Here is a 21769-nt window from a genome sequence, read left to right on the forward strand (position 1 = left end):
CTGAGGCGCTTTTCTTAAGAAGGTGTTTCTTCTTTTTGATCGAGTTTGATTTTTTTCGTCATTTCTTTGCCGTTTCTGAGAATTTTCACTTCGACGGTGTCGCCGATATTTGCGTCTTTGTATAGGATATTGCGCAATTCGCTGCCTGTGTTGATTTTTTTGCCTTTTAAGCTGATGATAATATCTTCGGCTTTCAGCCCGGCCTTTGCAGCAGGGGAGCCTGAAGCGACTTCACGGATGTATACGCCTTTATTCAGCTGGCTGCCGAATAAGCCAAGTGTGCCTTCTTGATAGTTTTGCGGCACCTGTTCCAAATCGAGCATGCTGACACCGATATATGGACGTTCAATTTGCCCTTTAGACAGCAATTCTTCAGCTATCGGTTTGACGTCGTTGCTTGGAATGGCAAATCCGATGCCCTCAACATCATCTTCACTGATTTTCATGCTGTTAATGCCGACAATTTTGCCGTCTGTATTTAACAACGGACCGCCGCTGTTACCCGGGTTAATTGCGGCATCAGTTTGAATCACGTTAATGCTTGTTTGACCGGCTGATGTTGACATTGAAACTGTTCTATCCACGCCGCTTACAATTCCTTGTGTTACTGTGCGAGACAGGTCTTTACCGAGCGGATCTCCAATTGCAATGACGGTTTCGCCTGTTCTGAGATCTGATGAATCACCGAAGTTTGCTACCTTTGTTACGTGGTCATCACTGATTTGAAGAACCGCTAAATCTGTTAAAGAGTCACTGCCTACAAGCTTTGCTGTCACATCAGTGCCGTCGTATAAAGACACTTTAAGTGAAGTTGCGCCTTCTACAACGTGGTTATTCGTAATGATATAAGCCTTGCCGTTCTCTTTTTTGAAAATGACACCTGATCCTGAGCCGCTTTCTGTATCTTCGCTAGAATCAGAGCCGGAACCAAACAAAGAGCTATTTGACTGAGCCTGAAGGTTTGTGATACCCACAATCGCCGGTGATAGATCTTCCACCATATTTGAGATTTTAGAAGAATCCTCGCTCTTAAATGCAGATGAGCTGCTTGAGCCCGTCGAGCTTTTGTTTGATTCAGAGGAGGTGCTTTTAGCTGTAACAGATTGAGTTTGCTGCTGGCTGGACGTCTGTTTCGCTGCGTCCTGAGAATCGTGGTCGCCAAGCGGTGTGAACGTATAAATGCCAAGGGCGAGACTTCCGCCGATGACTCCGCCAAGCAGCGGCCTGAACCATCCGAATCCGCGTTTTTTCTTCTCTTGATCATGAATCACATTGCGGGCTGAGTAAGAAGGGTTTTGATCATTCTCTTTCGTTAAAAAAACCTCATTCTCTTGTCCTTCTGTTCTATTTTCGTCACGATAGTTATCCATCATGTTCACTCCGTTTCTCTCTATTTTCAACTCATTACATCTTGATTATGGCAGTTTTATGACTTGATTTTATCATAAACAAAAACTGTGGGATAAAAATGAAAACTTTATGGGAAATTGTGAAAAAGTACGAAAACCGGTACACTTTATAAGGAATATTGTACATGAAAGGGCTGAAACGATGGAACCAATCGGATTGATCGGATATGGCAGCATGGCGGATATGATCGCCAGACAGCTGCTGAAGCATAAACAAATAGAGGAAAATGAGCTGTTTGTTGAGACAAGAACTAAGGGCGATCGGCTTCAGGCATTGCTCGCTGACTATCCAGACGTTTCGGCAAAACCGCTTGAGGTATGGGCGGAAAAGTGCGCGTTGATCTTTATATGTGTCCCGCCGCTCCATGTCATTGAAACAGTGCGCCGGCTGCATCCGTATGTGAACCGGAATACTCATATTGTATCCGTTGCGGCTGGTGTGCCTCTGCGGCTTTTAGAGGCTGAAACGGCAGCTGGAATATCACGGGTGATCCCGGCCATTACATCTGAAGCAGAAGCCGGCATCTCACTGGTTGTTCACAGTGAAGCTCTGGCGGCACAGAAGAAAGAACGTTTGGATGAACTGTTATCGGCTTTCAGCAGTGTGCGAGAAATAAAAGAATCCAATTTGGATGCCGCCAGTAATCTGACGAGCTCTGCTCCGGGCTTCATTGCCGCAGTGTTTGAAGAATTAGCGCTGGCAGCTGTGAGAAACAGCAGCCTGACAAAAGAAGAAGCCTTTGATTTCCTGATACACTCACTGTATGGGACAGGCAAGCTGCTGATTGAAAAGAAGATGTCCTTTGAGGAGACGCTGAACCGTGTTGCAACGAAAGGCGGAATTACAGGAGAGGGAGCGGCGGTGATACGTGCCTCCGTGCCGCATGTATTTGATCAAGTATTTGAAAAAACACTCGAAAAATACGAGCAGCTGACAGAACAGGCAGCAAAAGAAACATGAATCCTTGAAAGAGGATTCTTTTTTATCTCTGACCGTTAGTGATTTTTCCCAGCTATATTGCATTTTTCCTCTTTTTTTAATATAATCTGTTAGAATATTCATAATTTAGTAAAAAAGGAGGAGCGCTATGAAACTGTACATGTCAGTAGATATGGAGGGTATTTCAGGTCTTCCGGATGATACCTTTGTTGATTCCGGCAAGCGTAATTATGAACGCGGACGGCTGCTCATGACCGAGGAAGCAAACTACTGTATTACCGAAGCGTTTAACAGCGGGTGTACGGAGGTGCTGGTGAATGACAGCCATTCGAAAATGAATAATCTGATGGTTGAAAAGCTTCATCCGGAGGCAGATTTGATTTCCGGCGATGTTAAACCATTTTCGATGGTACAGGGGCTGGATGATACTTTCACGGGCGCGTTGTTTCTCGGTTATCACGCAAGAGCTTCAACTCCCGGTGTCATGTCCCATAGCATGATTTTCGGTGTTCGTCATTTTTACATAAATGATCAGCCTGTTGGTGAGCTTGGATTAAATGCTTACGTTGCCGGTTATTACGATGTCCCGGTATTAATGGTAGCCGGTGATAACCGGGCGGCCAAAGAAGCTGAAGAGCTCATCCCGAATGTCACGACAGCTGCTGTTAAACAAACGATTTCAAGATCTGCAGTTAAATGTCTGTCGCCTGCGAAAGCCGGCCGGCTGCTGACAGAAAAAACCGCATATGCCCTGCAGAACAAGGATAAAGTTAAACCGCTTACACCGCCTGACAGGCCTGTATTGAGCATTGAATTTGCCAATTACGGCCAAGCTGAGTGGGCTCATCTAATGCCGGGTACAGAAATCAAACCGGGAACCACAACCGTTCAATTTCAGGCGAAGGATATGCTTGAAGCCTACCAGGCTATGCTTGTCATGACTGAACTGGCGATGCGAACATCATTCTCCTAAAGGGGTGTAAAGGCTTTGGCAAGATATATAATGAAGCGTTTTTTGGCAATGGCAGCTACGATTTTGGTCATTACCACCCTGACTTTTGTTCTGATGAAGGTCATTCCCGGGTCTCCTTTTAATGAGGAGAGGGGTACAAATGAAGCGGTTCAAAGAAATCTCGAAGCCTACTATCACTTAGACGATCCTCTCATTATCCAATACATCATCTATCTAAAATCCATCATTACATTCGATTTTGGCCCTTCTATTAAAAAACCGTCAGACAGTGTAAATGATATGCTGGAGCGCGGATTTCCCGTTTCCTTCGAACTAGGGATGGCAGCGATTATCATTGCTGTGATCTCAGGGCTGATACTTGGCGTAACCGCCGCGCTGCGCCGCAACGGCTTTTTGGACTACGCCGCGATGAGCCTCGCGGTACTCGGCATTTCCATCCCGAATTTTATTATGGCGACGTTGCTTATTCAGCAGTTTGCCGTCAATTTTAAACTATTTCCCGCCGCTACGTGGACGAGCCCGATCCATATGGTGCTTCCGACCGCAGCGCTTGCAGTTGGACCGATGGCGATTATCGCCAGGCTGACAAGATCAAGCATGGTCGAAGTCCTGACACAGGATTATATCCGCACAGCGAAAGCGAAAGGGCTGTCTCCGCTCAAAATTATCGTAAAACACGCACTCAGAAACGCGCTCATGCCCGTCATTACCGTACTGGGAACACTCGTTGCCAGCATTTTAACAGGAAGCTTTGTTATTGAAAAAATCTTCGCCATTCCCGGAATGGGAAAATATTTTGTCGAAAGCATTAATCAGCGGGACTATCCCGTGATTATGGGAACGACCGTTTTTTACAGCGTCATTTTGATCGTGATGCTGTTTTTGGTCGACTTGGCCTACGGTCTGCTGGACCCGCGCATTAAACTGCATAAGAAAGGGTGAAGCGTATGAATCTCCCTGTACAAACAGATGAACGCCAGCCGCAGCAGCACGTTCAGGTGCCGGACGAATGGTTTGTTACGAATCAGGAAAAGACCCAAGAGACCGATTCAGTCAAACGGCCGAGTTTGTCCTACGTGCAGGATGCCTGGAGGAGGCTGAAGAAAAATAAACTAGCGATGGCCGGGCTTTTTATTCTTTTATTTCTATTTGTGATGGCAGCAGTCGGTCCTTTTTTATCCCCTCATAGTGTCGCGCGCCAATCGCTGACAGAACAAAACCTTCCCCCTTCTGCAGATCATTGGTTCGGTACAGATGAGCTTGGCCGGGATGTGTTTACACGAACATGGTACGGAGCGAGGATTTCATTATTTGTCGGAGTGATGGCTGCACTGATTGATTTTTTGATCGGTGTCATTTACGGAGGCATTGCCGGCTATAAAGGCGGCAGAACAGACAGTGTTATGATGCGGATTATTGAAGTGCTGTACGGGCTGCCGTATCTTCTTGTTGTCATTTTGCTGATGGTCTTGATGGGTCCGGGGCTTGGCACCATTATCGTAGCGCTGACTGTGACGGGATGGGTCGGCATGGCGAGAATTGTAAGAGGCCAGGTGCTGCAAATAAAAAATTACGAGTATGTGCTCGCCTCGAAAACCTTTGGTGCGAAAACCTTTCGCATCATTCGCAAAAATTTGCTGCCGAATACAATGGGCGCGATCATCGTACAAATGACTTTAACTGTACCTACCGCCATATTCGCAGAATCATTTTTGAGCTTTCTCGGTCTCGGCATTCAAGCGCCGTTTGCCAGCTGGGGTGTGATGGCGAATGACGGCCTGCCGACCATTTTGTCTGGGCATTGGTGGCGCCTGTTCTTTCCTGCCTTTTTCATCTCATTAACGATGTACGCGTTTAATGTGCTGGGGGACGGATTGCAGGATGCACTGGACCCTAAGCTAAGGAGGTAGCTGTATGGAGAAAGTTCTGTCAGTCAATGATCTGCACGTTTCTTTTACGACTTACGGCGGGACGATTCAGGCGGTCAGAGGCGTGAGCTTCGATTTGTACAAAGGCGAAACCTTTGCCATTGTCGGTGAATCGGGCTGCGGCAAGAGCGTCACCTCTCAGAGCATTATGGGACTGCTCCCGCCCTATTCAGCGAAGGTGACAGACGGCAGCATTTTATTTAAAAACAAAGACCTTTGCCGTCTCTCTGACAGAGAAATGAGGAGCATAAGGGGAGCGGACATTTCAATGATTTTTCAAGATCCGATGACGGCGTTAAACCCGACGCTGACTGTCGGAGACCAGCTGGCAGAAGCGCTTCTTCGTCACAAGAGGATGAAGAAAAAGGCTGCTGAGAAAGAGGTTCTTTCTATGCTGGCATTGGTCGGCATTCCAGATCCTGAAGCACGCCTGAAGCAGTATCCCCATCAATTCAGCGGCGGCATGAGACAGCGGATTGTCATTGCGATGGCGCTGATCTGCGAGCCTGATATTTTAATAGCGGATGAACCGACAACTGCCCTTGACGTCACCATACAGGCGCAAATTCTGGAACTGTTTAAAGAGATTCAGAGAAAAACAAAGGTTTCTGTCATTTTGATCACACACGATTTAGGGGTGGTTGCCCAGGTTGCTGACAGGGTGGCAGTGATGTATGCCGGAAAAATAGCTGAAATTGGCACGAGAAAAGATATATTTTACAAGCCGCAGCACCCTTATACAAAAGGGCTGCTAAATTCCGTCCCGCGGCTGGATCTTGAAGACGCGGAGCTGATTCCGATTGACGGCACGCCGCCGGATTTATTTTCACCGCCGCCGGGCTGCCCATTTGCAGCCCGCTGTCCGAGCAGAATGATCGTGTGCGACAGGGTATACCCTGATCAAACCGTTCGATCCGGCACGCACGCTGTTCACTGCTGGCTTCAGGATAAACGGGCTGAGCACGCGGTGCTGCCGGGAGCGAAGGATGAATAACGAAAAAGGGGGAAGAGGATGAAGAGAGTGAAGAAGCTATGGGGAATGGGTCTTGCACTGGGACTTTCATTTGCGCTGATGGGATGCACGGCAAATGAGCAGGCTGGAAAAGAAAGCGGAGAAGATAAGGCAAAGACAAGCGGAGAAAAGGTACTGTACTTAAATAATGAAAATGAACCGACTTCGTTTGACCCGCCGATCGGTTTTAATAATGTGTCTTGGCAGCCGTTAAATAACATCATGGAAGGGTTAACGCGCCTCGGTAAAGACAATGAACCGGAGCCGGCGATGGCAGAGAAGTGGTCTGTGTCGAAGGATAAAAAAACGTACACATTTACGATTCGGGAAAATGCGAAATGGACGAACGGAGACCCTGTGACAGCCGGAGATTTTGAATACGCTTGGAAACGGATGCTTGATCCGAAAACAGGAGCATCTTCCGCGTTTCTCGGCTACTTTATTGAAGGCGGCGAAGCCTATAACAGCGGAAAAGGGAAAAGAGACGATGTGAAGGTGACGGCAAAGGATGATCATACCCTTGAAGTGACACTTGCCGCGCCGCAAAAATATTTCCTGAGCGTGGTGTCAAACCCGGCGTATTTTCCGGTTAACGAAAAAGTCGATAAAGAAAATCCAAAGTGGTTTGCTGAAGCTGATACATTTGTCGGCAACGGCCCGTTTAAACTGGCGGAATGGAAGCATGATGACAGCATCACAATGGAAAAAAGCGATACGTACTGGGATAAAGAAACCGTTAAGCTTGACAAAGTGAAATGGGCAATGGTGAGTGACAGAAATACAGATTACCAAATGTTTCAGTCTGGAGAATTGGACACCGCATACGTACCGGCTGAGCTAAGTGACCAGCTGCTGGATCAAGACAACGTGCACATCGTTGATCAGGCGGGTTTATACTTTTACCGCTTTAATGTCAATATGGAGCCGTTTCAAAATGAAAACATCAGAAAAGCCTTCGCAATGGCTGTTGATCAGAAGGAAATCGTAAAATACGTCACGAAAAACAATGAAAAACCGGCACACGCTTTTGTTTCGCCCGGGTTTACACAGCCTGACGGCAAGGACTTTCGGGAAGCGGGCGGAGACCTGATCAAACCAAATGAAAACAAAGCGAAGCAGCTGTTAGAAAAAGGAATGAAGGAAGAGAAGTATGACAAGCTGCCTGCGGTCACGCTTACTTACAGTACGAAACCGGAGCATAAAAAGATTGCTGAAGCCATCCAGCAAAAATTGAAAAATACTCTTGGCGTCGATGTGAAGCTGGCCAATATGGAGTGGAACGTGTTTTTAGAGGAGCAAAAAGCGCTTAAGTTCCAATTCTCACAAAGCTCATTTCTGCCTGACTATGCGGACCCTATCAGTTTCCTGGAAGCCTTCCAAACAGGAAATTCGATGAACCGCACAGGCTGGACCAACAAAGAATATGATCAGCTGATGAAGCAGGCGAAAAATGAAGCGGATGAAAAAACGCGTTTTTCACTCATGCATAAGGCGGAAAAGCTTCTCATCAATGAAGCACCTATTATTCCGGTTTATTTCTATAATCAGGTCAATCTGCAAAACGAACATGTAAAGGACATCGTCCGGCACCCTGTCGGCTATATCGATTTAAAATGGGCCGATAAAAACTAACACTGCGATTGAGAAAATACTGCTCTCTTTATGTGAAGGAGCGGTATTTTTTCTCTTATTTGTACGTATACGTAGGGTGCAGAGCAAATGAAGGGAGCTGATCGGAGTTGAACCACAAGCCGAACACACTGAAAAAAGGCGATACAGTCGGTGTCATCGCACCAGCAAGCCCGCCTGATCCGAAAAAGCTTGAAACGGCGCTTTTGTTTTTAGAGGAGCTCGGCCTTCAGGTAAAGCTGGGCAAGGCGCTGAAAAACCAGCACGGCTATTTAGCGGGACAGGATGATGAGCGGCTGGCTGATCTGCACGAGATGTTCAAAGACCAGGAGGTGAAAGCGGTGCTGTGCGCATGCGGAGGCTTTGGCACGGGACGGATCGCCTCAAGCATTGATTACAGCTTGCTCCGCAAACACCCTAAAATCTTTTGGGGATACAGTGATATTACGTTTTTACATACCGCCATCCATCAAAACACGGGCCTCGTCACTTTTCACGGGCCGATGCTCAGCTCAGATATAGGCCTGGAAGACGTTCATCCCCTGACAAAAGCGTCGTATCAGCAGCTGTTTCAAGAGACGGCATTCACCTATACAGAAAAACTTTCACCGCTGACGGTGCTTGTCCCGGGAAAAGCGGAAGGGGAGCTTGTCGGCGGCAATCTATCCTTGCTGTCATCTACACTCGGCACGCCGTTTGAGATTGATACGAGGGGAAAGCTCTTGTTTATTGAAGATATTGACGAGGAGCCTTATCAAATTGACCGGATGCTGAATCAGCTGAAAATGGCAGGGAAGCTGTCGGACGCAGCCGGCATTCTTGTTTGTGATTTTCATAACTGCATCCCGGTGAAACGGGAGAAATCTTTGACACTTGAGCAGGTGCTCGAAGACTATATTGTGTCCTCCGGAAGGCCTGCTCTTAGAGGGTTTAAGATTGGCCACTGTTCGCCGAGTATTGCCGTTCCGATCGGTGCGCACGCGGCCATGGATACAGCTAAAAAAACGGTCGTCATTGAGGCGGGCGTTTCTGGAGGGGCGCATTGAGTATGAAAATAATAAAAATAGACACAAAACGGGTCGCTGTGCCGCTGACAAAGCCGTTTAAAACGGCGCTTCGCACAGTGTATACAGCTGAATCTGTGATCGTAACGATCACTTATGACAATGGCGCAATCGGATGGGGAGAAGCGCCTCCGACGATTGTGATTACCGGAGACAGCATGGACAGTATCGAAAGTGCGATACACAACGTCTTAAAGCCGGCACTGCTTGGAAGAAGCCTGTCCGGGTGCGAGGCCATTCTGCATGACATCCAGCATCTTCTGGCAGGAAATCAAAGCGCAAAAGCAGCTGTGGAAATGGCTGTATACGACGGCTGGGCGCAGATGGGCGGGCAGCCGCTTTACCAAATGCTCGGCGGATATCGAAGCACGCTTGAAACGGACTACACCGTCAGTGTGAACCCGCCTGAAGAGATGGCGGCGGATGCTGAGCGTTTTCTTAAACAAGGCTTTCAAACGCTAAAAATAAAGGTTGGCAGAGATGACATTGAGACAGATATCGCCCGTATTCAAGAAGTCAGAAAACGGGTCGGGCCTGGGGCGAAGCTTCGTTTGGATGCCAATCAGGGATGGGCGCCGAAAGAAGCGGTAACCGCTATTCGGAAAATAGAGGATGCCGGCCTGGACATTGAGCTTGTCGAACAGCCTGTCCATAAGGATGATCTTGCCGGGCTCAAGAAAGTGACGGATGCAACGGACACGCCAATCATGGCTGATGAAAGTGTATTTACTCCGCGACAGGCATTCGAAATCCTTCAAACCCGCAGCGCCGACCTGATCAATATTAAATTGATGAAGGCAGGAGGAATCAGCGGAGCAGAGAAAATCAATGCCATGGCAGAGATTTGCGGGGTGGAGTGCATGGTCGGCAGCATGATCGAAACAAAGCTCGGCATTACAGCTGCGGCGCATTTCGCGGCAAGCAAAAAAAACGTTACGCGCTTTGACTTCGATGCCCCGCTCATGCTGAAAACGGATTTGATCAAGGGCGGAATTGTATACAGCGGCAGCACGATTACGTTGCCAGACAAACCGGGTCTTGGCATTACAGGAGTTGTGCTTCAGAAAGGAGAAACGGAGACATGAACCATACTGTTATATCAGCAGTTGCCAACATATGGACGGCGCCTGATTCACCTCGTCCATTTGATCACACAATGCTCGATCCAACCGTGTCGATCAGAGAATGGCTCAAGAGCATGACCTATGATCAGCGGCTTGGGTTATGTAAAGATAATGTGATCCAAACGCAGGTTCTCTTTGGCGAGGAGGTGCTGGTCACGGCGGAACAGGATGAATGGGTGTCTGTCATTGTGCCCGGCCAGTCATCCCGCAAGGATAAACGCGGATATCCGGGCTGGATGAAAAAGAACCAGCTGATAAACACAAATCTCACACAATCGAATCACACCGTGTCGATCAGCAAACCAACAGCTTTTTTGTATGGGGATACCCGAGAAAAGGAAATTGAACTGAGCTTCTTAACTGCTCTGCCTCTGATTGGTGAAGAGGACGGCTTTTTCAAAGTAGCGACTCCTATTGGAGATAGGCTTCTGAGACAAACTGATGCGGAGCTTGTTCAGCATAAGAAAGGAACGGCCGAAGACATCATTCAGACAGGGGCATGTTTTCTCGAACTTCCTTATTTATGGGGAGGTATAAGCGGATTTGGATTTGACTGCTCTGGTTTTATGTACAGCTTATTTAAAGCCAATGGGTACAGTATTCCCCGTGATGCGGGAGACCAGGCGAAAACAGGGAAGAAAGTGCCGCTTCACGACATCGGTGCCGGTGATCTGCTATTTTTTGCATATGAAGAAGGAAAAGGAGCAATTCATCACGTGGGTCTGTCCATAGGAGACGGAAAAATGCTTCATTCTCCTAAGACAGGGAAATCGATCGAAATCATCACGCTGAAAAATACAGAATATGAAAAAGAGCTTTGTGCGGCACGCCGCTGTTTTTCAGAATGAGGAGGGAGACACATGACACCACTGCTAGAGGTCAGTCAGCTGAAAATGCATTTTGACGCAGGGAAAAAGCGAACAGTCAAAGCGGTCGACGGGGTAACCTTCCAGGTTCATGAGGGGGAGACGTTCGGGCTTGTCGGGGAATCCGGCTGTGGGAAATCAACCTTGGGAAGAGTGCTGATGCGTCTATACCATCCCACAGAAGGAAGCGTCAAATACCGCGGAACCAATCTTCACGCCCTCAGTGAGAAAGAGCAGTTTGCCTATAACCGCAAACTGCAGATGATTTTTCAGGACCCTTATGCATCACTCAATCCGAGGATGACAGTTCGAGAAATCATTCTAGAGCCGATGGAAATTCACAATCTTTACAATACCCATAAAGCGCGGCTCCTCGTTGTGGACGAGCTGCTTGAGGCAGTAGGGCTTCACCCGGATTTCGGCAGCCGTTACCCGCATGAATTCAGCGGAGGCCAAAGGCAGAGGATCGGGATTGCCAGAGCGCTGTCATTGAATCCGGAGTTCATCGTAGCGGACGAACCGATTTCTGCGCTTGATGTGTCGGTTCAGGCGCAAGTGGTCAACCTGCTGAAGCGGCTTCAAAAAGAAAAAGGGCTCACGTTTCTGTTTATTGCCCATGATTTATCAATGGTAAAGCATATCAGCGACAGGATCGGCGTTATGTACTTAGGCCACATGATGGAAATTACAGATAGCGGCACATTGTATCGTGAACCGCTGCACCCGTATACGAAGGCGCTGCTGTCTTCGATTCCGATTCCGGACCCTGAGTTAGAGGACAAGCGTGAGCGCATTATTTTAAAAGGGGAGCTGCCGAGTCCGGTTTATCCGCCGAGTGGCTGTGTGTTTCGGACGCGCTGCCCGGAGGCGATGCCTGAATGCGGGGAATCACGCCCTTTGCTTCAAGAAATCGAAGCCGGCCGTTTCGTTGCCTGCCATTTATATCGAAATGCTGAAACGAAAGAAAAGGTGAGATAAATAAAAAGCTGGCTCCGTTGTTAGGAGCCAGCTTTCTTTTATGATTGCTGTAAAAATTTCACGCACACCGGATAAGGGACAGAAACGGTTGAAGGAAGCAGTGTCAGCCGGCCTGTCTCTGTGTCTCTTTCAAACAATACGAGATTGCCTGTTTCTTCGTTTGAAACGACAAGGAAGGACTCCGTTGGATCCAGCACAAAGTCACGAGGCCAGTTTCCTTCAGTCGACACTCTTTCCACAAATGCCAGCTCGCCTGAATATTGATTCACTTCAAACACAGCGATACTGTCATGGCCGCGGTTTGCTACGTAAACAAAACGGCCGTCCTGAGTGACATGAATGGCGCTTCCCTGGCTGTTATCAGTGAAATCATCAGGAATGGCAGAGACGACTTGAAGTTCTCTGAATTCGCCGGCTGTCGGATTGTATTCAAGAGCAATTACTTCATTGCTTAATTCTGTCATGACATAAGCGTACTTTTCTTTTGGGTGAAAAGCGATATGACGAGGGCCTGCACCTGGAGCGAAGGAATGACTACCAGATTCCTTCAATTCACCGTCTTTTAGTTGATAGGTGTACAGCTTATCTGTCCCTAAGTCAACCGCTACAACATAATTATGTTCAGGTGTAAAGCCCGCATAGTGTGTATGCGGCTTTTCCTGTCTTTCATGCGGACCCTTTCCTGTATGGGCGGCTTCTGAAGCGGGGGACTGCAAACCTCCGTCTTTTTGAACCGGAAAAGCGTGCACCTTCCCGCTGTGATAGTTGGCTGTCAATACGTATTGCTGATGATCATCGACGCTTACATGACATGGCGATGGGCCATCGATTAACTGATGATTCAGAAATGTTAATTCGCCGCTGTTTTTATCGATTTGATAGGCAGCAACACCGCCTATTCCGTCTGCTTTTTCAATTGAATAAAGAATCGTGTTGTCTTTATTCGGCGTCACATATGTGGGGTTTCCCAGCTTTGCAGCAAGCTTTGGCTCGCTGAGTGTTTTTGTGTCAGTATCCAACTCAAATGAATAAATGCCTTCACTTCCGCCTTTTGTATATGTTCCGACATATCCTATGTACTTTGTCATGCGATTTCCCCCTTAAAAATGATGTCATCTCTATATTAACGTATCTTAGTGAAATACGCTGTTTAAAACATGAAAAAGGGGAATATTCTTCATTCGCCTCGAATGAGCGGCATCGTACAGCATCTGAAGGCACCGCCTGATTTGATAATTTCTGACAAGTCAATTTCGATGATGTGATAGCCTCTTTTGGATAATTCACGATTGACATGACGATTGCCCGGAAGGCTGATGATGGTCTTTCCGCCGATAGACAGGACATTGGTGCCAAGTGTAAATTGTTCGTTTTCCGATACCTCAATGAGATTGTAACGGTCTGCCAGCATATCGACTTCCTGCTGCGGAAGGGCTTTAGGGTAGATTAACGCTTCGCTTTCAGAAATAATATTAAATACGCAGTCCAAATGAAGAAATTTTTCATGGAGCGGAACTGGGATAATGGTGTATTCAGGAAGCTCTTCTTGCAGCTGGCCGACCGCTGAGATGTCCGTCCGCTGGCTGATTCCGACATAAACGGTATCACCATCTATGACGACGTCACCGCCTTCAATGCTAGTATCGAGCATCCGGGTATAAGGAATCCCTTGATTGTGGAAAAATTCTTTTATCACAGCTTCTTCCCCTTGGCGAATGGGCTCAGTCATGCTGGAAAGAAAGGCTTTTTCCCCGATGACAAAACCGATATCCCGTGTAAATACCTGCTCAGGCAGTCCGTGTTGAACAGGCAAAAGGATGACCTCAATACTGTGTGACCTGAGCTCTTCTACTAAGCGGCTGTGCTGCTCTTTGGCGGTTTTGACCTGAATATTGTCATCTTCAAACTGTTTTTGGGTTTCATTAATTACGTCCTTAATTGTCATATGCTCGGGTTTGCATAAAATAACTTTCTTCAAGGTGCCATATTCTGTTTGGCATACGGTTTTGTGCTGATGTTTTGGTACGGATACATCCATTTGTTTCTCCTCCTGACCGTGTGAAATACGTATATTATTCCCTCATCATCCTGATCATTAAACATTCCAGAAAGAAAACCTCACAGACAAACCATTTTAAATTTTAGACAAATGGATGAGAATATTGTTTAATAGGAGAATATGAGTGCATTTACTAATCGATCAGACATCAAAGGGGAGAAAGGTATGGAAGCACAGGAAACAAAATTTTGTAAAGAGTCAAAGGTTGTAAAAACCAGCAGGGTATTCCCTCTTGATACAAACAATCATAATACGCTGTTTGGCGGAAAACTGATGAGTTATATCGATGATATTGCGTCTATTTCCGCAGCGCGCCATTGCAGACGTGATACGGTAACGGCTTCGATGGACTCTGTCGATTTTCTGAAACCGATCGGGCAAAGGGAGTCTGTCTGCTTGGAATCTTATGTGACGTGGGTGGGCACATCTTCCATGGAGGTGTTTGTGAAAGTCATCAAAGAGCATCTGATGACTGGTGAAAGGGAACTCGCCGCGACATCCTTTTTGACCTTTGTCGCATTAGACTCCAACGGCAAGCCGGTGCCTGTGCCGAGAGTTGTACCGGAGACAGAAGAGGAAATCATGCTGCATAACACAGCGGTTCAGCGTGCAAGTGAACGGAAAAACCGAAAAAAACACAGTCAAGCGCTGGCAAATGCGCTTGGAACAGACAAGCCTTGGTAAACATGAAACCCAAAACAAATTTGTTTTGGGTTTTTTTGTGCCTTCGGATTATTTCGCTGCTGATGCTGATAAATCACAAAAATTAGTCCGTTTTTGCTAGGGAATTCTATACAAAAGCAACAATTGTCACGTTAAATTGATAATTTTGTGGCAACTTTTTTAAAGATTCATTTAAAATATATCTTTTAAAGGCGAGATCATGTATTTTAAAGGTATATTTAAAATACATCTTTTTGGAAGGGTTGTTAAACGATGTTAGATAATAAAACAATCGAAATCATAAAAAGTACTGTGCCAGTATTACAGCAGCACGGTGAATCCATTACAGGACGTTTTTACGACCTCATGTTCCAAAATCATCCTGAGCTTTTAAACATTTTTAATCAAACAAACCAAAAGAAAAAAACACAGCGTACTGCCCTGGCGAATGCTGTTATTGCAGCTGCCGCCAATATTGACCGGCTTGGCCATATCATTCCGGTCACCAAACAAATCGGCCATAAACACCGCAGTATCGGCATTAAGCCTGAACATTATCCGATTGTCGGCAAATATTTGCTGATTGCCATTAAAGATGTTTTGGGAGATGCAGCGGTTCCTGACATAATGCAGGCGTGGGAGAAAGCGTATGGGGTAATAGCTGACGCATTTATCAGAATTGAAAAAGAAATGTATGAGCAGGCAGAACATCAAACCGGCGGATGGAAGGAGTATAAGCCTTTCGTCATAGCGAAAAAAGTGCGTGAAAGCAAAGAAATTACATCCTTCTATTTGAAACCGGAAGACGGCAAGCCGTTATGTGAATTTCAAGCAGGGCAGTATATCAGCATCAAAGTCCGGATTCCTGATTCTGAATATACGCATATCCGTCAATACAGCCTGTCCGATATGCCGGGAAAAGACTATTATCGAATTTCAGTTAAGAAAGACGGTGTGGTGTCTTCTTATTTACACAATAAGCTGCATGAAGGGGATTCATTAGAAATCAGCGCACCGGCAGGGGATTTTGTTTTAGATTTCTCATCCCGTAAAGATCTCGTTCTGCTTAGTGCCGGAGTTGGCATTACGCCGATGATCAGCATGCTGAAAACGTCTGTTTCCAAACAGCCTGAGCGGCAGATTGTGTTTATCCATGCCGCGAAAAATAGTGAATACCACGCGCTACGCGATGAAGCAGAAGAGGCAGCAGAACATTCTTCTGTTAAAACGGCATTTGTGTATCGCGAGCCAACAGAAAAAGACCGAGCAGGTAACATTCAATTTCATGAAGGGCAGATAGATCAGCAGTACCTCAAAGCTCTGATTGCCAATACAGATGCGGATTATTACATTTGCGGTTCACCGTCATTTATCACTCACATGCATAAGCTTGTATCGGAACTCGGATCAGCGCCAGAGTCTATCCATTACGAACTGTTCGGTCCTCAATTAAGTATGGCGAAGTCTATTTCTTAACATATACGCGGCTCTTCTCAAATATTGGGAAGAGCCCTTTTTAGGATAATAGAAGAAGGCGGACGAGCGCCTTCTTCTACATCCGAACAATGACTGATCCGCCTCCGCTGGTGCATACGCGATTTTGCTGCTCTTGAATCGTTCTCAGCAATTCATTGTTCACCTCGATGGCTCTGATCAATTGTTCCATTTTAAGCTCTAAACCGGCCAGCCTGTCAGCTGTATGGTATGGCTGATAGGCTGCGGATTTTTGCTGTATGCTTTCATAGTGCCAATCGGCACTCTTATGCTGATGTTTCATGCTGTCCCTCCAATCAACATGGCTTTCTACTATGTTATGTGCCTGCATTCTGCACGTTCGCCTATTTAGATGCTGGATGAAGAGGTAAAGATATGCATAGCGTTACGGTCCCAGGGAACAATATCTTCATTATGGCTAGCGGATGGAGGGCAATGATCAGTGTTATGGATGGTATGGGCATTTTTACTCAAGCCTGTTATCGTGTTTTCGATTGCTTATATTTTGTTTCGGCTTGCCGGTAAAAAAGCCGTGTCACAAATGAACAATTTTGATTTGCTTTTGACCTTCGCAATCGGAACCATTATCAGTGAGCCGATTCTCACATCCAAACTGCCGATGTCTATTTATTACGCGTGCTCCTTTTTATTGCTTTATCTTCTGATGAGCAAGCTTGCTCTTTCTAATAAGTGGAGGTGGCTGCTGGTGGTCAGTCCGACAGTGTTAATCCGAAACGGGGATATCGATGAGCGCGGACTCAAAAAAGAGAGGCTGACCGTCAATGAGCTGCTCGGAAAACTGAGAGAAAAGGGCTATGCTGATCCGGCTGATATTGATCTTGCCATCATTGAAGAAACGGGAGAAGTAAGCGTAATCCCGACAGAAGAAGCGAGAGCAGTGCAGATGCGGGATTTGGATATGGAGGCTGAGCGGAACTTTATCCCAATTCCCCTCATATTGGACGGTGAGATCCTTGATCACAATTTGAAGTACCTTCAAAAAAACCGAAGCTGGCTGTATGAAAAGCTTGAGGAAAAAGGCCACAGCCCAAAACAGCTGTCTTTGATCACGCTCGGCACGTTAAATGACCGCGGTGACATCTCACTCGATTTGAATACAGCCAACGATTCGCACCATGATCCGTATTTGTACAAGCCTGGAAATAACAATTAAATGTGCTGCCGACATTCTTTGGCGCTTTTTTGATAGATTAGATTGTGCCTTCTGCAAAGGAAATGTTCCCCCTTACGTCAAATGTACACTTAGGTAAGGAGGGAATGGAACATGAGGGACTTATTCATTAGAAAAGACATGGCGCCGACAGTCAGTCTGCTGTATTCCGCAGTGGAAGAAAACAGACTCCGTTTGGCATCTATTGTTAGCCACATGACTCACAGAGAGCTATATGATAAGGGGTCTCAAACGAAAAACAGCACGGCCCAGCTGCTGCAGCATATCGCAAATGTTGATATCAGATGGGTGTGGCGCATAAAGGAGAATCGGGTCCCTGACCATATTGATGACATTTACGGCCCAATGACAGATGAAAGCGGACGATTGCCTGAACCAAAGAATCAGCCGGGATTAGAAGAGCTTTTGACAAGGCACCAACATGTCGTAAACGAGCTGAAATCGGTATGTAAGACCTTGACCGAGAACGATTTGCATCAAACGCTTTCTTACAAGGGTGACAAGGCAACAGTAAGATGGGGCATCTGGCATATGGCGGATCATAATCGCTATCATCAAGCCCATATTGAAGCCCTAAAAAAAGAATGGAAGCAGGATATAATCAAAAATGCGCGCTGAAACGAAGCTTGAGACCGAACGGATTCGTTTACGCTGTATGGAGGACAGGGATCAAGAAGCTTTACTTGAGCTTTTCAGCGACCCTGAAGTGATGAAGTATTATTCCGGTTTAAAAGATAAACAGGAAACCCGCGAGTGGATCGCTTGGAACAAAAGAAATGAAAAAGGGTACCGGGTCAGTCTCTGGATCGCCGAGGACAAACAGTCGGGGGATTTTTTAGGCCAATGCGGAATCGTACCTCAGCAAACTGAAAATGAAACGGCGATGGAAATCGGCTATATGTTTGCACGCCGGCACTGGGGAAACGGCTATGCGCAAGAAGCGGCCAAAGCCTGCCTGGACTATGGCTTCAATCACCGGCAGTACGGCAAAATTGCGGCTTTGATTGACCCGGATAACAAAGCGTCTATACGGGTGGCGGAGAAAATCGGCATGCTTTACAGCCGGACGATCAGAAAATGGAATAAACCGATCGCTGTGTATGAAAGAAAATCTTACAATTGAAGACAGCATTGAGGTGTAGTATCATAAGACCAGATAAAGTTTTCTAGGGTTCCGCATGTTAATTGACATGGACTGGTCCGAGAGAAAACACATATGCGCATCATAACAGCGCATATGCACACGGAGGGAAAAAAGCCCGGGAGAGTCAAGCTCATTAGAGTCGACTGTCCGGGGTTTTTTTGTTTTCGGACAATAATAGGAGGAAAGGAATGATGTGATATGAAATGGGGATTGGTTGTGATGGCCGCCGTGTTTGAGGTTGTTTGGGTTGTGGGCTTAAAGCATGCTGACTCACTCTTAACATGGAGCGGCACTGCCGTCGGTATCATATTTAGCTTTTATTTATTAATGAAGGCGACAAGCAGCCTGCCGGTCGGTACTGTATACGCCGTCTTTACAGGTCTTGGCACAGCAGGAACGGTGATGAGTGAAATGTTTCTGTTTCACGAACCGGTCGGATGGCCGAAGCTTGTGTTAATCGGTGTGCTCTTAATCGGTGTGATCGGATTGAAGCTTGTGACACAGGATGAGGCTGATGAAAAAGGAGGCGAGGCATAATGCTTCATTGGATCAGTTTATTAGGCGCGGGCTTTTTGGAAATGGCAGGCGTCGCACTTATGAATCAATTTGCGAAAGAAAAAAGCGCGAAATGGGTGGTGCTGATCATTATCGGTTTTGCCGCCTCATTTTCCTTATTATCGTTTGCTATGGAAACCATTCCGATGGGCACCGCTTACGCCGTTTGGACAGGCATCGGCACCGCGGGCGGGGCGCTTATCGGCATTCTCTTTTACAATGAGCAGAAAGACGCCAAACGGATCTTCTTTATCGCTTTAATCTTGTGCTCGGCCGTCGGTTTAAAAATTCTGTCATAAATTGATTTTTATCAAATCTTCAGTATAATGGATAATTAGTCTAGACTTACAAAGATAAGAGGGATTATTCATGAAATCATATATGACCCAGCGGTTAAATGAATACCGTGACGGAAATGAAGATAAAGGGCGCCTCTTGGTCAGCTGTCCCGACCAGCCGGGAATTGTTGCTGCGGTTTCTGCGTTTTTATTGGAACATGGCGCCAATATTATTGAATCCAATCAATACACGACAGATCCTGAAGGCGGGCGTTTTTTCCTGAGAATTGACTTCGATTGCAAGGGCATTCAGGAGAAAAAAGAAAAACTCCAGGACGCGTTTTCGTCTATTGCGGATACATTCGACATGACGTGGAGCTTAACGATGGCCAGCGAGCTGAAGCGTGTCGCTATTTTTGTATCAAAGGAGCTTCACTGTCTGCATGAGCTCATTTGGGAATGGCAAACAGGCAATCTCATGGCGGAAATCGCGGTTGTCATCAGCAACCATGAAGATGCGAGAGACCTTGTTGAACCGCTGAATATTCCATTCCACTATTTAAAAGCGAACAAAGATATCAGAGCGGAAGTTGAGAAACAGCAGCTTGAACTGCTGGAGCAATATGATATTGATGTGATCGTTCTTGCTCGCTACATGCAGATCTTAACGCCTGATTTTGTGTCAGCTCACCCGAATCGAATCATTAATATCCACCATTCCTTCCTGCCTGCTTTTATCGGTGCCAATCCGTATAAACGGGCTTATGAGCGGGGGGTCAAATTGATTGGCGCAACTTCTCACTATGTCACAAATGACCTTGATGAAGGGCCGATCATTGAACAGGACATTGAGCGTGTTGACCACCGCGACAATGCCGACGCGCTGAAAAATATTGGCAGAACGATCGAACGCAGCGTTCTTGCCCGCGCTGTGAAATGGCACTTAGAAGACCGTGTCATCGTTCACGAAAATAAAACAATTGTCTTTAACTAGACTGCCAGACGCCCGCGTAATGCGGGTTTTTTTGATGTGTAAAAAACCTTGACAAGAAGCTTTTTTCTTTGCATAATATAAAAAAATCATTGAGCGTTGAAGAGGATTAGTAAGCAGATCTTTCTGTGACAGAGAGCAAAATGAGTGGCTGAAACATTTTGCCGCATGAAACCTGCCGAACCTGCCTTGGAGTCTTAGGGGGAAAACCTAGGCGCATAACCTGGCGTTACAGGGAAGCGGAACGTGCTGAAGTGCGTTCAAACAAGGTGGTACCACGGAAACCCATTTCGTCCTTATCAATAAGGATGAAATGGGTTTTTTTATTGTAAGTTGGCTGGCGAAAAGCCGCGGAGGAGAATAAATGAAAAAACAAAGAATAGTAGTGAAGATAGGAAGCAGTTCGCTTACAAATAGCAACGGAAGCATTGATGAGGTAAAAATCAGAGACCACGTTCAGGCAATTTCTCTTTTGAAAAAAGCGGGGCATGAACTGATTTTGATTACCTCGGGAGCAGTAGCGGCGGGGTTCTCCAGTCTCGGTTATCCGTCCCGTCCCGTCACCATCAAGGGAAAACAGGCGGCAGCCGCGGTCGGACAAACACTGTTAATGCAGCAATACATGAATCAATTTAAACAATACTCACTTACCCCGGGACAAATCCTTTTGACGAGAAATGATTTTTCGAAAAGAGAGCGGTATCGAAACGCGTATGCAACGATAATGGAATTACTGGAGCGCGGCGTCATTCCGATTATCAATGAAAATGACTCTACATCTGTTGAAGAATTGACATTCGGGGATAATGACATGCTTTCTGCGTTGGTCAGCGGTTTGATTCATGCGGACCAGCTCATGATTCTCACTGACATTAACGGGCTGTATGATGCCAATCCGAATGAAAATCCTGATGCGAAGCGATTTGATTACCTGCCGGAGATCACCCCTGAATTGCTGGGATACGCGGGTTCAGCTGGATCAAAGGTCGGCACTGGCGGTATGAAATCAAAGCTGCTGGCCGCACAAACAGCACTGTCTCTTGGGGTCAAAGTATTCATCGGAACAGGCAGCGGTGAACAAAAGCTGGCGGATATTCTAGACGGCAGGGGAGATGGGACTTATATCGGCGACAAGGAGCTATCCTCAGTCAACAATACGAGACAATGGATTCAATTCCACTCGCCGATATCAGGAGAAATTGTCATTGACGCGGGTGCCCAAGAGGCGATGGTTTATAACGGAAGCAGTCTTTTACCAGCTGGCGTAGTGGGTGTGAACGGAAGCTTTCCAAAAGGGGCTGTCGTGGAAGTCCGGGGACCGGGCGGTGTGATCGGCAAAGGCCAGACCCATTATTCATCTGAGGAAATTATGGAGGCAAAAGGCAAACGAAGCAATGAGCTTGATTTTGACAAAACGTTTGAGGTCATTCACAGGAATGACTGGGTCAACTTAAAAGACTAGGGGGCGGA

General features: G+C 46.6%; 23 protein-coding genes and 1 riboswitch. Of the genes, 19 read left to right on the top strand and 4 right to left on the bottom strand.

Features of this window, described 5'->3' with window-relative positions:
• Positions 1-14: 14 nt before the first annotated feature.
• Positions 15-1370, bottom strand: a complete 1356-nt coding sequence (htrA, locus tag NSU16_RS07015; RefSeq protein ID WP_339192662.1) for a serine protease HtrA — start codon at positions 1368-1370, stop codon at positions 15-17.
• Between the two features lie 181 nt (positions 1371-1551).
• Between htrA and proG the strand changes: the two genes are divergently transcribed.
• From proG to NSU16_RS07065, 10 genes are all read left to right on the top strand, one after another.
• A complete protein-coding gene (gene proG / locus NSU16_RS07020; protein WP_339192416.1) occupies positions 1552-2370 on the top strand; it encodes a pyrroline-5-carboxylate reductase ProG in 819 nt (272 codons plus the stop codon).
• A 127-nt stretch (positions 2371-2497) separates the two neighbouring features.
• Positions 2498-3322 carry a D-aminopeptidase DppA gene (gene dppA, locus NSU16_RS07025; protein ID WP_339192417.1) on the top strand — a complete coding sequence of 275 codons (825 nt, stop codon included), beginning with the start codon at positions 2498-2500 and terminating at the stop codon, positions 3320-3322.
• 15 nt (positions 3323-3337) lie between these two features.
• On the top strand, positions 3338-4264 hold the full coding sequence (gene dppB, locus NSU16_RS07030) for a dipeptide ABC transporter permease DppB (RefSeq protein WP_339192418.1): 927 nt from the start codon (positions 3338-3340) through the stop codon (positions 4262-4264).
• Positions 4265-4269: 5 nt separating this feature from the next.
• A complete protein-coding gene (dppC, locus tag NSU16_RS07035) occupies positions 4270-5232 on the top strand; it encodes a dipeptide ABC transporter permease DppC (protein WP_339192419.1) in 963 nt (320 codons plus the stop codon).
• Positions 5233-5236: 4 nt separating this feature from the next.
• The gene (locus tag NSU16_RS07040) at positions 5237-6244 is read left to right on the top strand and encodes an ABC transporter ATP-binding protein (protein WP_339192420.1); all 1008 of its coding nucleotides are present in this window, start codon (positions 5237-5239) and stop codon (positions 6242-6244) included.
• An 18-nt stretch (positions 6245-6262) separates the two neighbouring features.
• Positions 6263-7894: a dipeptide ABC transporter substrate-binding protein DppE gene (gene dppE, locus NSU16_RS07045; RefSeq protein WP_326201977.1), complete on the top strand. Its 1632-nt coding sequence runs from the start codon at positions 6263-6265 to the stop codon at positions 7892-7894.
• A 107-nt stretch (positions 7895-8001) separates the two neighbouring features.
• The gene (locus NSU16_RS07050; RefSeq protein WP_339192421.1) at positions 8002-8937 is read left to right on the top strand and encodes an LD-carboxypeptidase; all 936 of its coding nucleotides are present in this window, start codon (positions 8002-8004) and stop codon (positions 8935-8937) included.
• Positions 8938-8939: 2 nt separating this feature from the next.
• Complete coding sequence (gene ykfB, locus NSU16_RS07055) at positions 8940-10040, top strand: L-Ala-D/L-Glu epimerase (RefSeq protein ID WP_339192422.1); 1101 nt, start codon at positions 8940-8942, stop codon at positions 10038-10040.
• Positions 10037-10927, top strand: coding sequence for a C40 family peptidase (locus NSU16_RS07060; protein WP_339192423.1), 891 nt, complete (start codon positions 10037-10039; stop codon positions 10925-10927). Before ykfB ends, NSU16_RS07060 begins: the two co-directional genes overlap by 4 nt.
• Before the next feature lie 12 nt (positions 10928-10939).
• Positions 10940-11923 (top strand): oligopeptide/dipeptide ABC transporter ATP-binding protein, encoded by a 984-nt coding sequence (locus NSU16_RS07065; RefSeq protein WP_339192424.1) that lies wholly within the window; start codon positions 10940-10942, stop codon positions 11921-11923.
• 38 nt (positions 11924-11961) lie between these two features.
• Here the strand turns inward: NSU16_RS07065 and NSU16_RS07070 are convergent, their stop codons facing one another.
• Both NSU16_RS07070 and NSU16_RS07075 read right to left on the bottom strand, forming a co-directional pair.
• Entirely contained in the window at positions 11962-13011 is a 1050-nt protein-coding gene (locus tag NSU16_RS07070) for a lactonase family protein (protein WP_339192425.1), read from the bottom strand.
• A gap of 89 nt (positions 13012-13100) precedes the next feature.
• The gene (locus NSU16_RS07075; protein WP_339192426.1) at positions 13101-13961 is read right to left on the bottom strand and encodes a dimethylarginine dimethylaminohydrolase family protein; all 861 of its coding nucleotides are present in this window, start codon (positions 13959-13961) and stop codon (positions 13101-13103) included.
• A gap of 186 nt (positions 13962-14147) precedes the next feature.
• Between NSU16_RS07075 and NSU16_RS07080 the strand changes: the two genes are divergently transcribed.
• Complete coding sequence (locus NSU16_RS07080; protein WP_010333945.1) at positions 14148-14666, top strand: acyl-CoA thioesterase; 519 nt, start codon at positions 14148-14150, stop codon at positions 14664-14666.
• A gap of 252 nt (positions 14667-14918) precedes the next feature.
• The gene (gene hmpA / locus NSU16_RS07085) at positions 14919-16121 is read left to right on the top strand and encodes an NO-inducible flavohemoprotein (protein ID WP_339192427.1); all 1203 of its coding nucleotides are present in this window, start codon (positions 14919-14921) and stop codon (positions 16119-16121) included.
• 76 nt (positions 16122-16197) lie between these two features.
• Here hmpA and NSU16_RS07090 read toward each other — a convergent pair whose 3' ends face one another.
• Entirely contained in the window at positions 16198-16422 is a 225-nt protein-coding gene (locus NSU16_RS07090; RefSeq protein WP_326197173.1) for a hypothetical protein, read from the bottom strand.
• A gap of 159 nt (positions 16423-16581) precedes the next feature.
• Here NSU16_RS07090 and NSU16_RS07095 point away from each other — a divergent pair, with 159 nt between their 5' ends.
• The 7 genes from NSU16_RS07095 (at position 16582) to proB (ending at position 21761) form a co-directional block, all read left to right on the top strand.
• Complete coding sequence (locus tag NSU16_RS07095) at positions 16582-17313, top strand: DUF421 domain-containing protein (protein WP_339192428.1); 732 nt, start codon at positions 16582-16584, stop codon at positions 17311-17313.
• 111 nt (positions 17314-17424) lie between these two features.
• Complete coding sequence (locus tag NSU16_RS07100; protein WP_339192430.1) at positions 17425-17949, top strand: DinB family protein; 525 nt, start codon at positions 17425-17427, stop codon at positions 17947-17949.
• A complete protein-coding gene (locus NSU16_RS07105; RefSeq protein WP_229148011.1) occupies positions 17939-18454 on the top strand; it encodes a GNAT family N-acetyltransferase in 516 nt (171 codons plus the stop codon). The genes NSU16_RS07100 and NSU16_RS07105 overlap by 11 nt, the downstream gene beginning before the upstream one ends.
• Positions 18455-18486: 32 nt before the next feature.
• Positions 18487-18599, top strand: a riboswitch (guanidine-I (ykkC/yxkD leader).
• Between the two features lie 74 nt (positions 18600-18673).
• Positions 18674-19012 carry a multidrug efflux SMR transporter gene (locus tag NSU16_RS07110; protein WP_339192431.1) on the top strand — a complete coding sequence of 113 codons (339 nt, stop codon included), beginning with the start codon at positions 18674-18676 and terminating at the stop codon, positions 19010-19012.
• A complete protein-coding gene (locus NSU16_RS07115) occupies positions 19012-19329 on the top strand; it encodes a multidrug efflux SMR transporter (protein ID WP_010333953.1) in 318 nt (105 codons plus the stop codon). Before NSU16_RS07110 ends, NSU16_RS07115 begins: the two co-directional genes overlap by 1 nt.
• 70 nt (positions 19330-19399) lie before the next feature.
• Positions 19400-20302: a formyltetrahydrofolate deformylase gene (gene purU, locus NSU16_RS07120; protein WP_168747561.1), complete on the top strand. Its 903-nt coding sequence runs from the start codon at positions 19400-19402 to the stop codon at positions 20300-20302.
• A 361-nt stretch (positions 20303-20663) separates the two neighbouring features.
• Positions 20664-21761: a glutamate 5-kinase gene (proB, locus tag NSU16_RS07125; RefSeq protein ID WP_339192432.1), complete on the top strand. Its 1098-nt coding sequence runs from the start codon at positions 20664-20666 to the stop codon at positions 21759-21761.
• Positions 21762-21769: the final 8 nt, after the last annotated feature.

The sequence above is a fragment of the Bacillus sp. FSL K6-1003 genome (genome assembly GCF_037964945.1).
Classification (GTDB): domain Bacteria; phylum Bacillota; class Bacilli; order Bacillales; family Bacillaceae; genus Bacillus; species Bacillus mojavensis.

Excerpts from the sequence above, each read along its gene's own strand:
- purU (WP_168747561.1), top strand. The coding sequence starts at position 19,400 with ATGAAATCATATATGACCCAGCGGTTAAATGAATACCGTGACGGAAAT.
- NSU16_RS07090 (WP_326197173.1), bottom strand. The coding sequence starts at position 16,422 with ATGAAACATCAGCATAAGAGTGCCGATTGGCACTATGAAAGCATACAG.
- proG (WP_339192416.1), top strand. The coding sequence starts at position 1,552 with ATGGAACCAATCGGATTGATCGGATATGGCAGCATGGCGGATATGATC.
- dppC (WP_339192419.1), top strand. The coding sequence starts at position 4,270 with ATGAATCTCCCTGTACAAACAGATGAACGCCAGCCGCAGCAGCACGTT.
- NSU16_RS07040 (WP_339192420.1), top strand. The coding sequence starts at position 5,237 with ATGGAGAAAGTTCTGTCAGTCAATGATCTGCACGTTTCTTTTACGACT.
- NSU16_RS07115 (WP_010333953.1), top strand. The coding sequence starts at position 19,012 with ATGCTTCATTGGATCAGTTTATTAGGCGCGGGCTTTTTGGAAATGGCA.
- dppE (WP_326201977.1), top strand. The coding sequence starts at position 6,263 with ATGAAGAGAGTGAAGAAGCTATGGGGAATGGGTCTTGCACTGGGACTT.
- NSU16_RS07060 (WP_339192423.1), top strand. The coding sequence starts at position 10,037 with ATGAACCATACTGTTATATCAGCAGTTGCCAACATATGGACGGCGCCT.
- hmpA (WP_339192427.1), top strand. The coding sequence starts at position 14,919 with ATGTTAGATAATAAAACAATCGAAATCATAAAAAGTACTGTGCCAGTA.
- NSU16_RS07075 (WP_339192426.1), bottom strand. The coding sequence starts at position 13,961 with ATGGATGTATCCGTACCAAAACATCAGCACAAAACCGTATGCCAAACA.
- NSU16_RS07065 (WP_339192424.1), top strand. The coding sequence starts at position 10,940 with ATGACACCACTGCTAGAGGTCAGTCAGCTGAAAATGCATTTTGACGCA.
- dppA (WP_339192417.1), top strand. The coding sequence starts at position 2,498 with ATGAAACTGTACATGTCAGTAGATATGGAGGGTATTTCAGGTCTTCCG.
- ykfB (WP_339192422.1), top strand. The coding sequence starts at position 8,940 with ATGAAAATAATAAAAATAGACACAAAACGGGTCGCTGTGCCGCTGACA.
- NSU16_RS07110 (WP_339192431.1), top strand. The coding sequence starts at position 18,674 with ATGAAATGGGGATTGGTTGTGATGGCCGCCGTGTTTGAGGTTGTTTGG.
- proB (WP_339192432.1), top strand. The coding sequence starts at position 20,664 with ATGAAAAAACAAAGAATAGTAGTGAAGATAGGAAGCAGTTCGCTTACA.
- htrA (WP_339192662.1), bottom strand. The coding sequence starts at position 1,370 with ATGGATAACTATCGTGACGAAAATAGAACAGAAGGACAAGAGAATGAG.
- NSU16_RS07100 (WP_339192430.1), top strand. The coding sequence starts at position 17,425 with ATGAGGGACTTATTCATTAGAAAAGACATGGCGCCGACAGTCAGTCTG.
- NSU16_RS07070 (WP_339192425.1), bottom strand. The coding sequence starts at position 13,011 with ATGACAAAGTACATAGGATATGTCGGAACATATACAAAAGGCGGAAGT.
- NSU16_RS07080 (WP_010333945.1), top strand. The coding sequence starts at position 14,148 with ATGGAAGCACAGGAAACAAAATTTTGTAAAGAGTCAAAGGTTGTAAAA.
- NSU16_RS07105 (WP_229148011.1), top strand. The coding sequence starts at position 17,939 with ATGCGCGCTGAAACGAAGCTTGAGACCGAACGGATTCGTTTACGCTGT.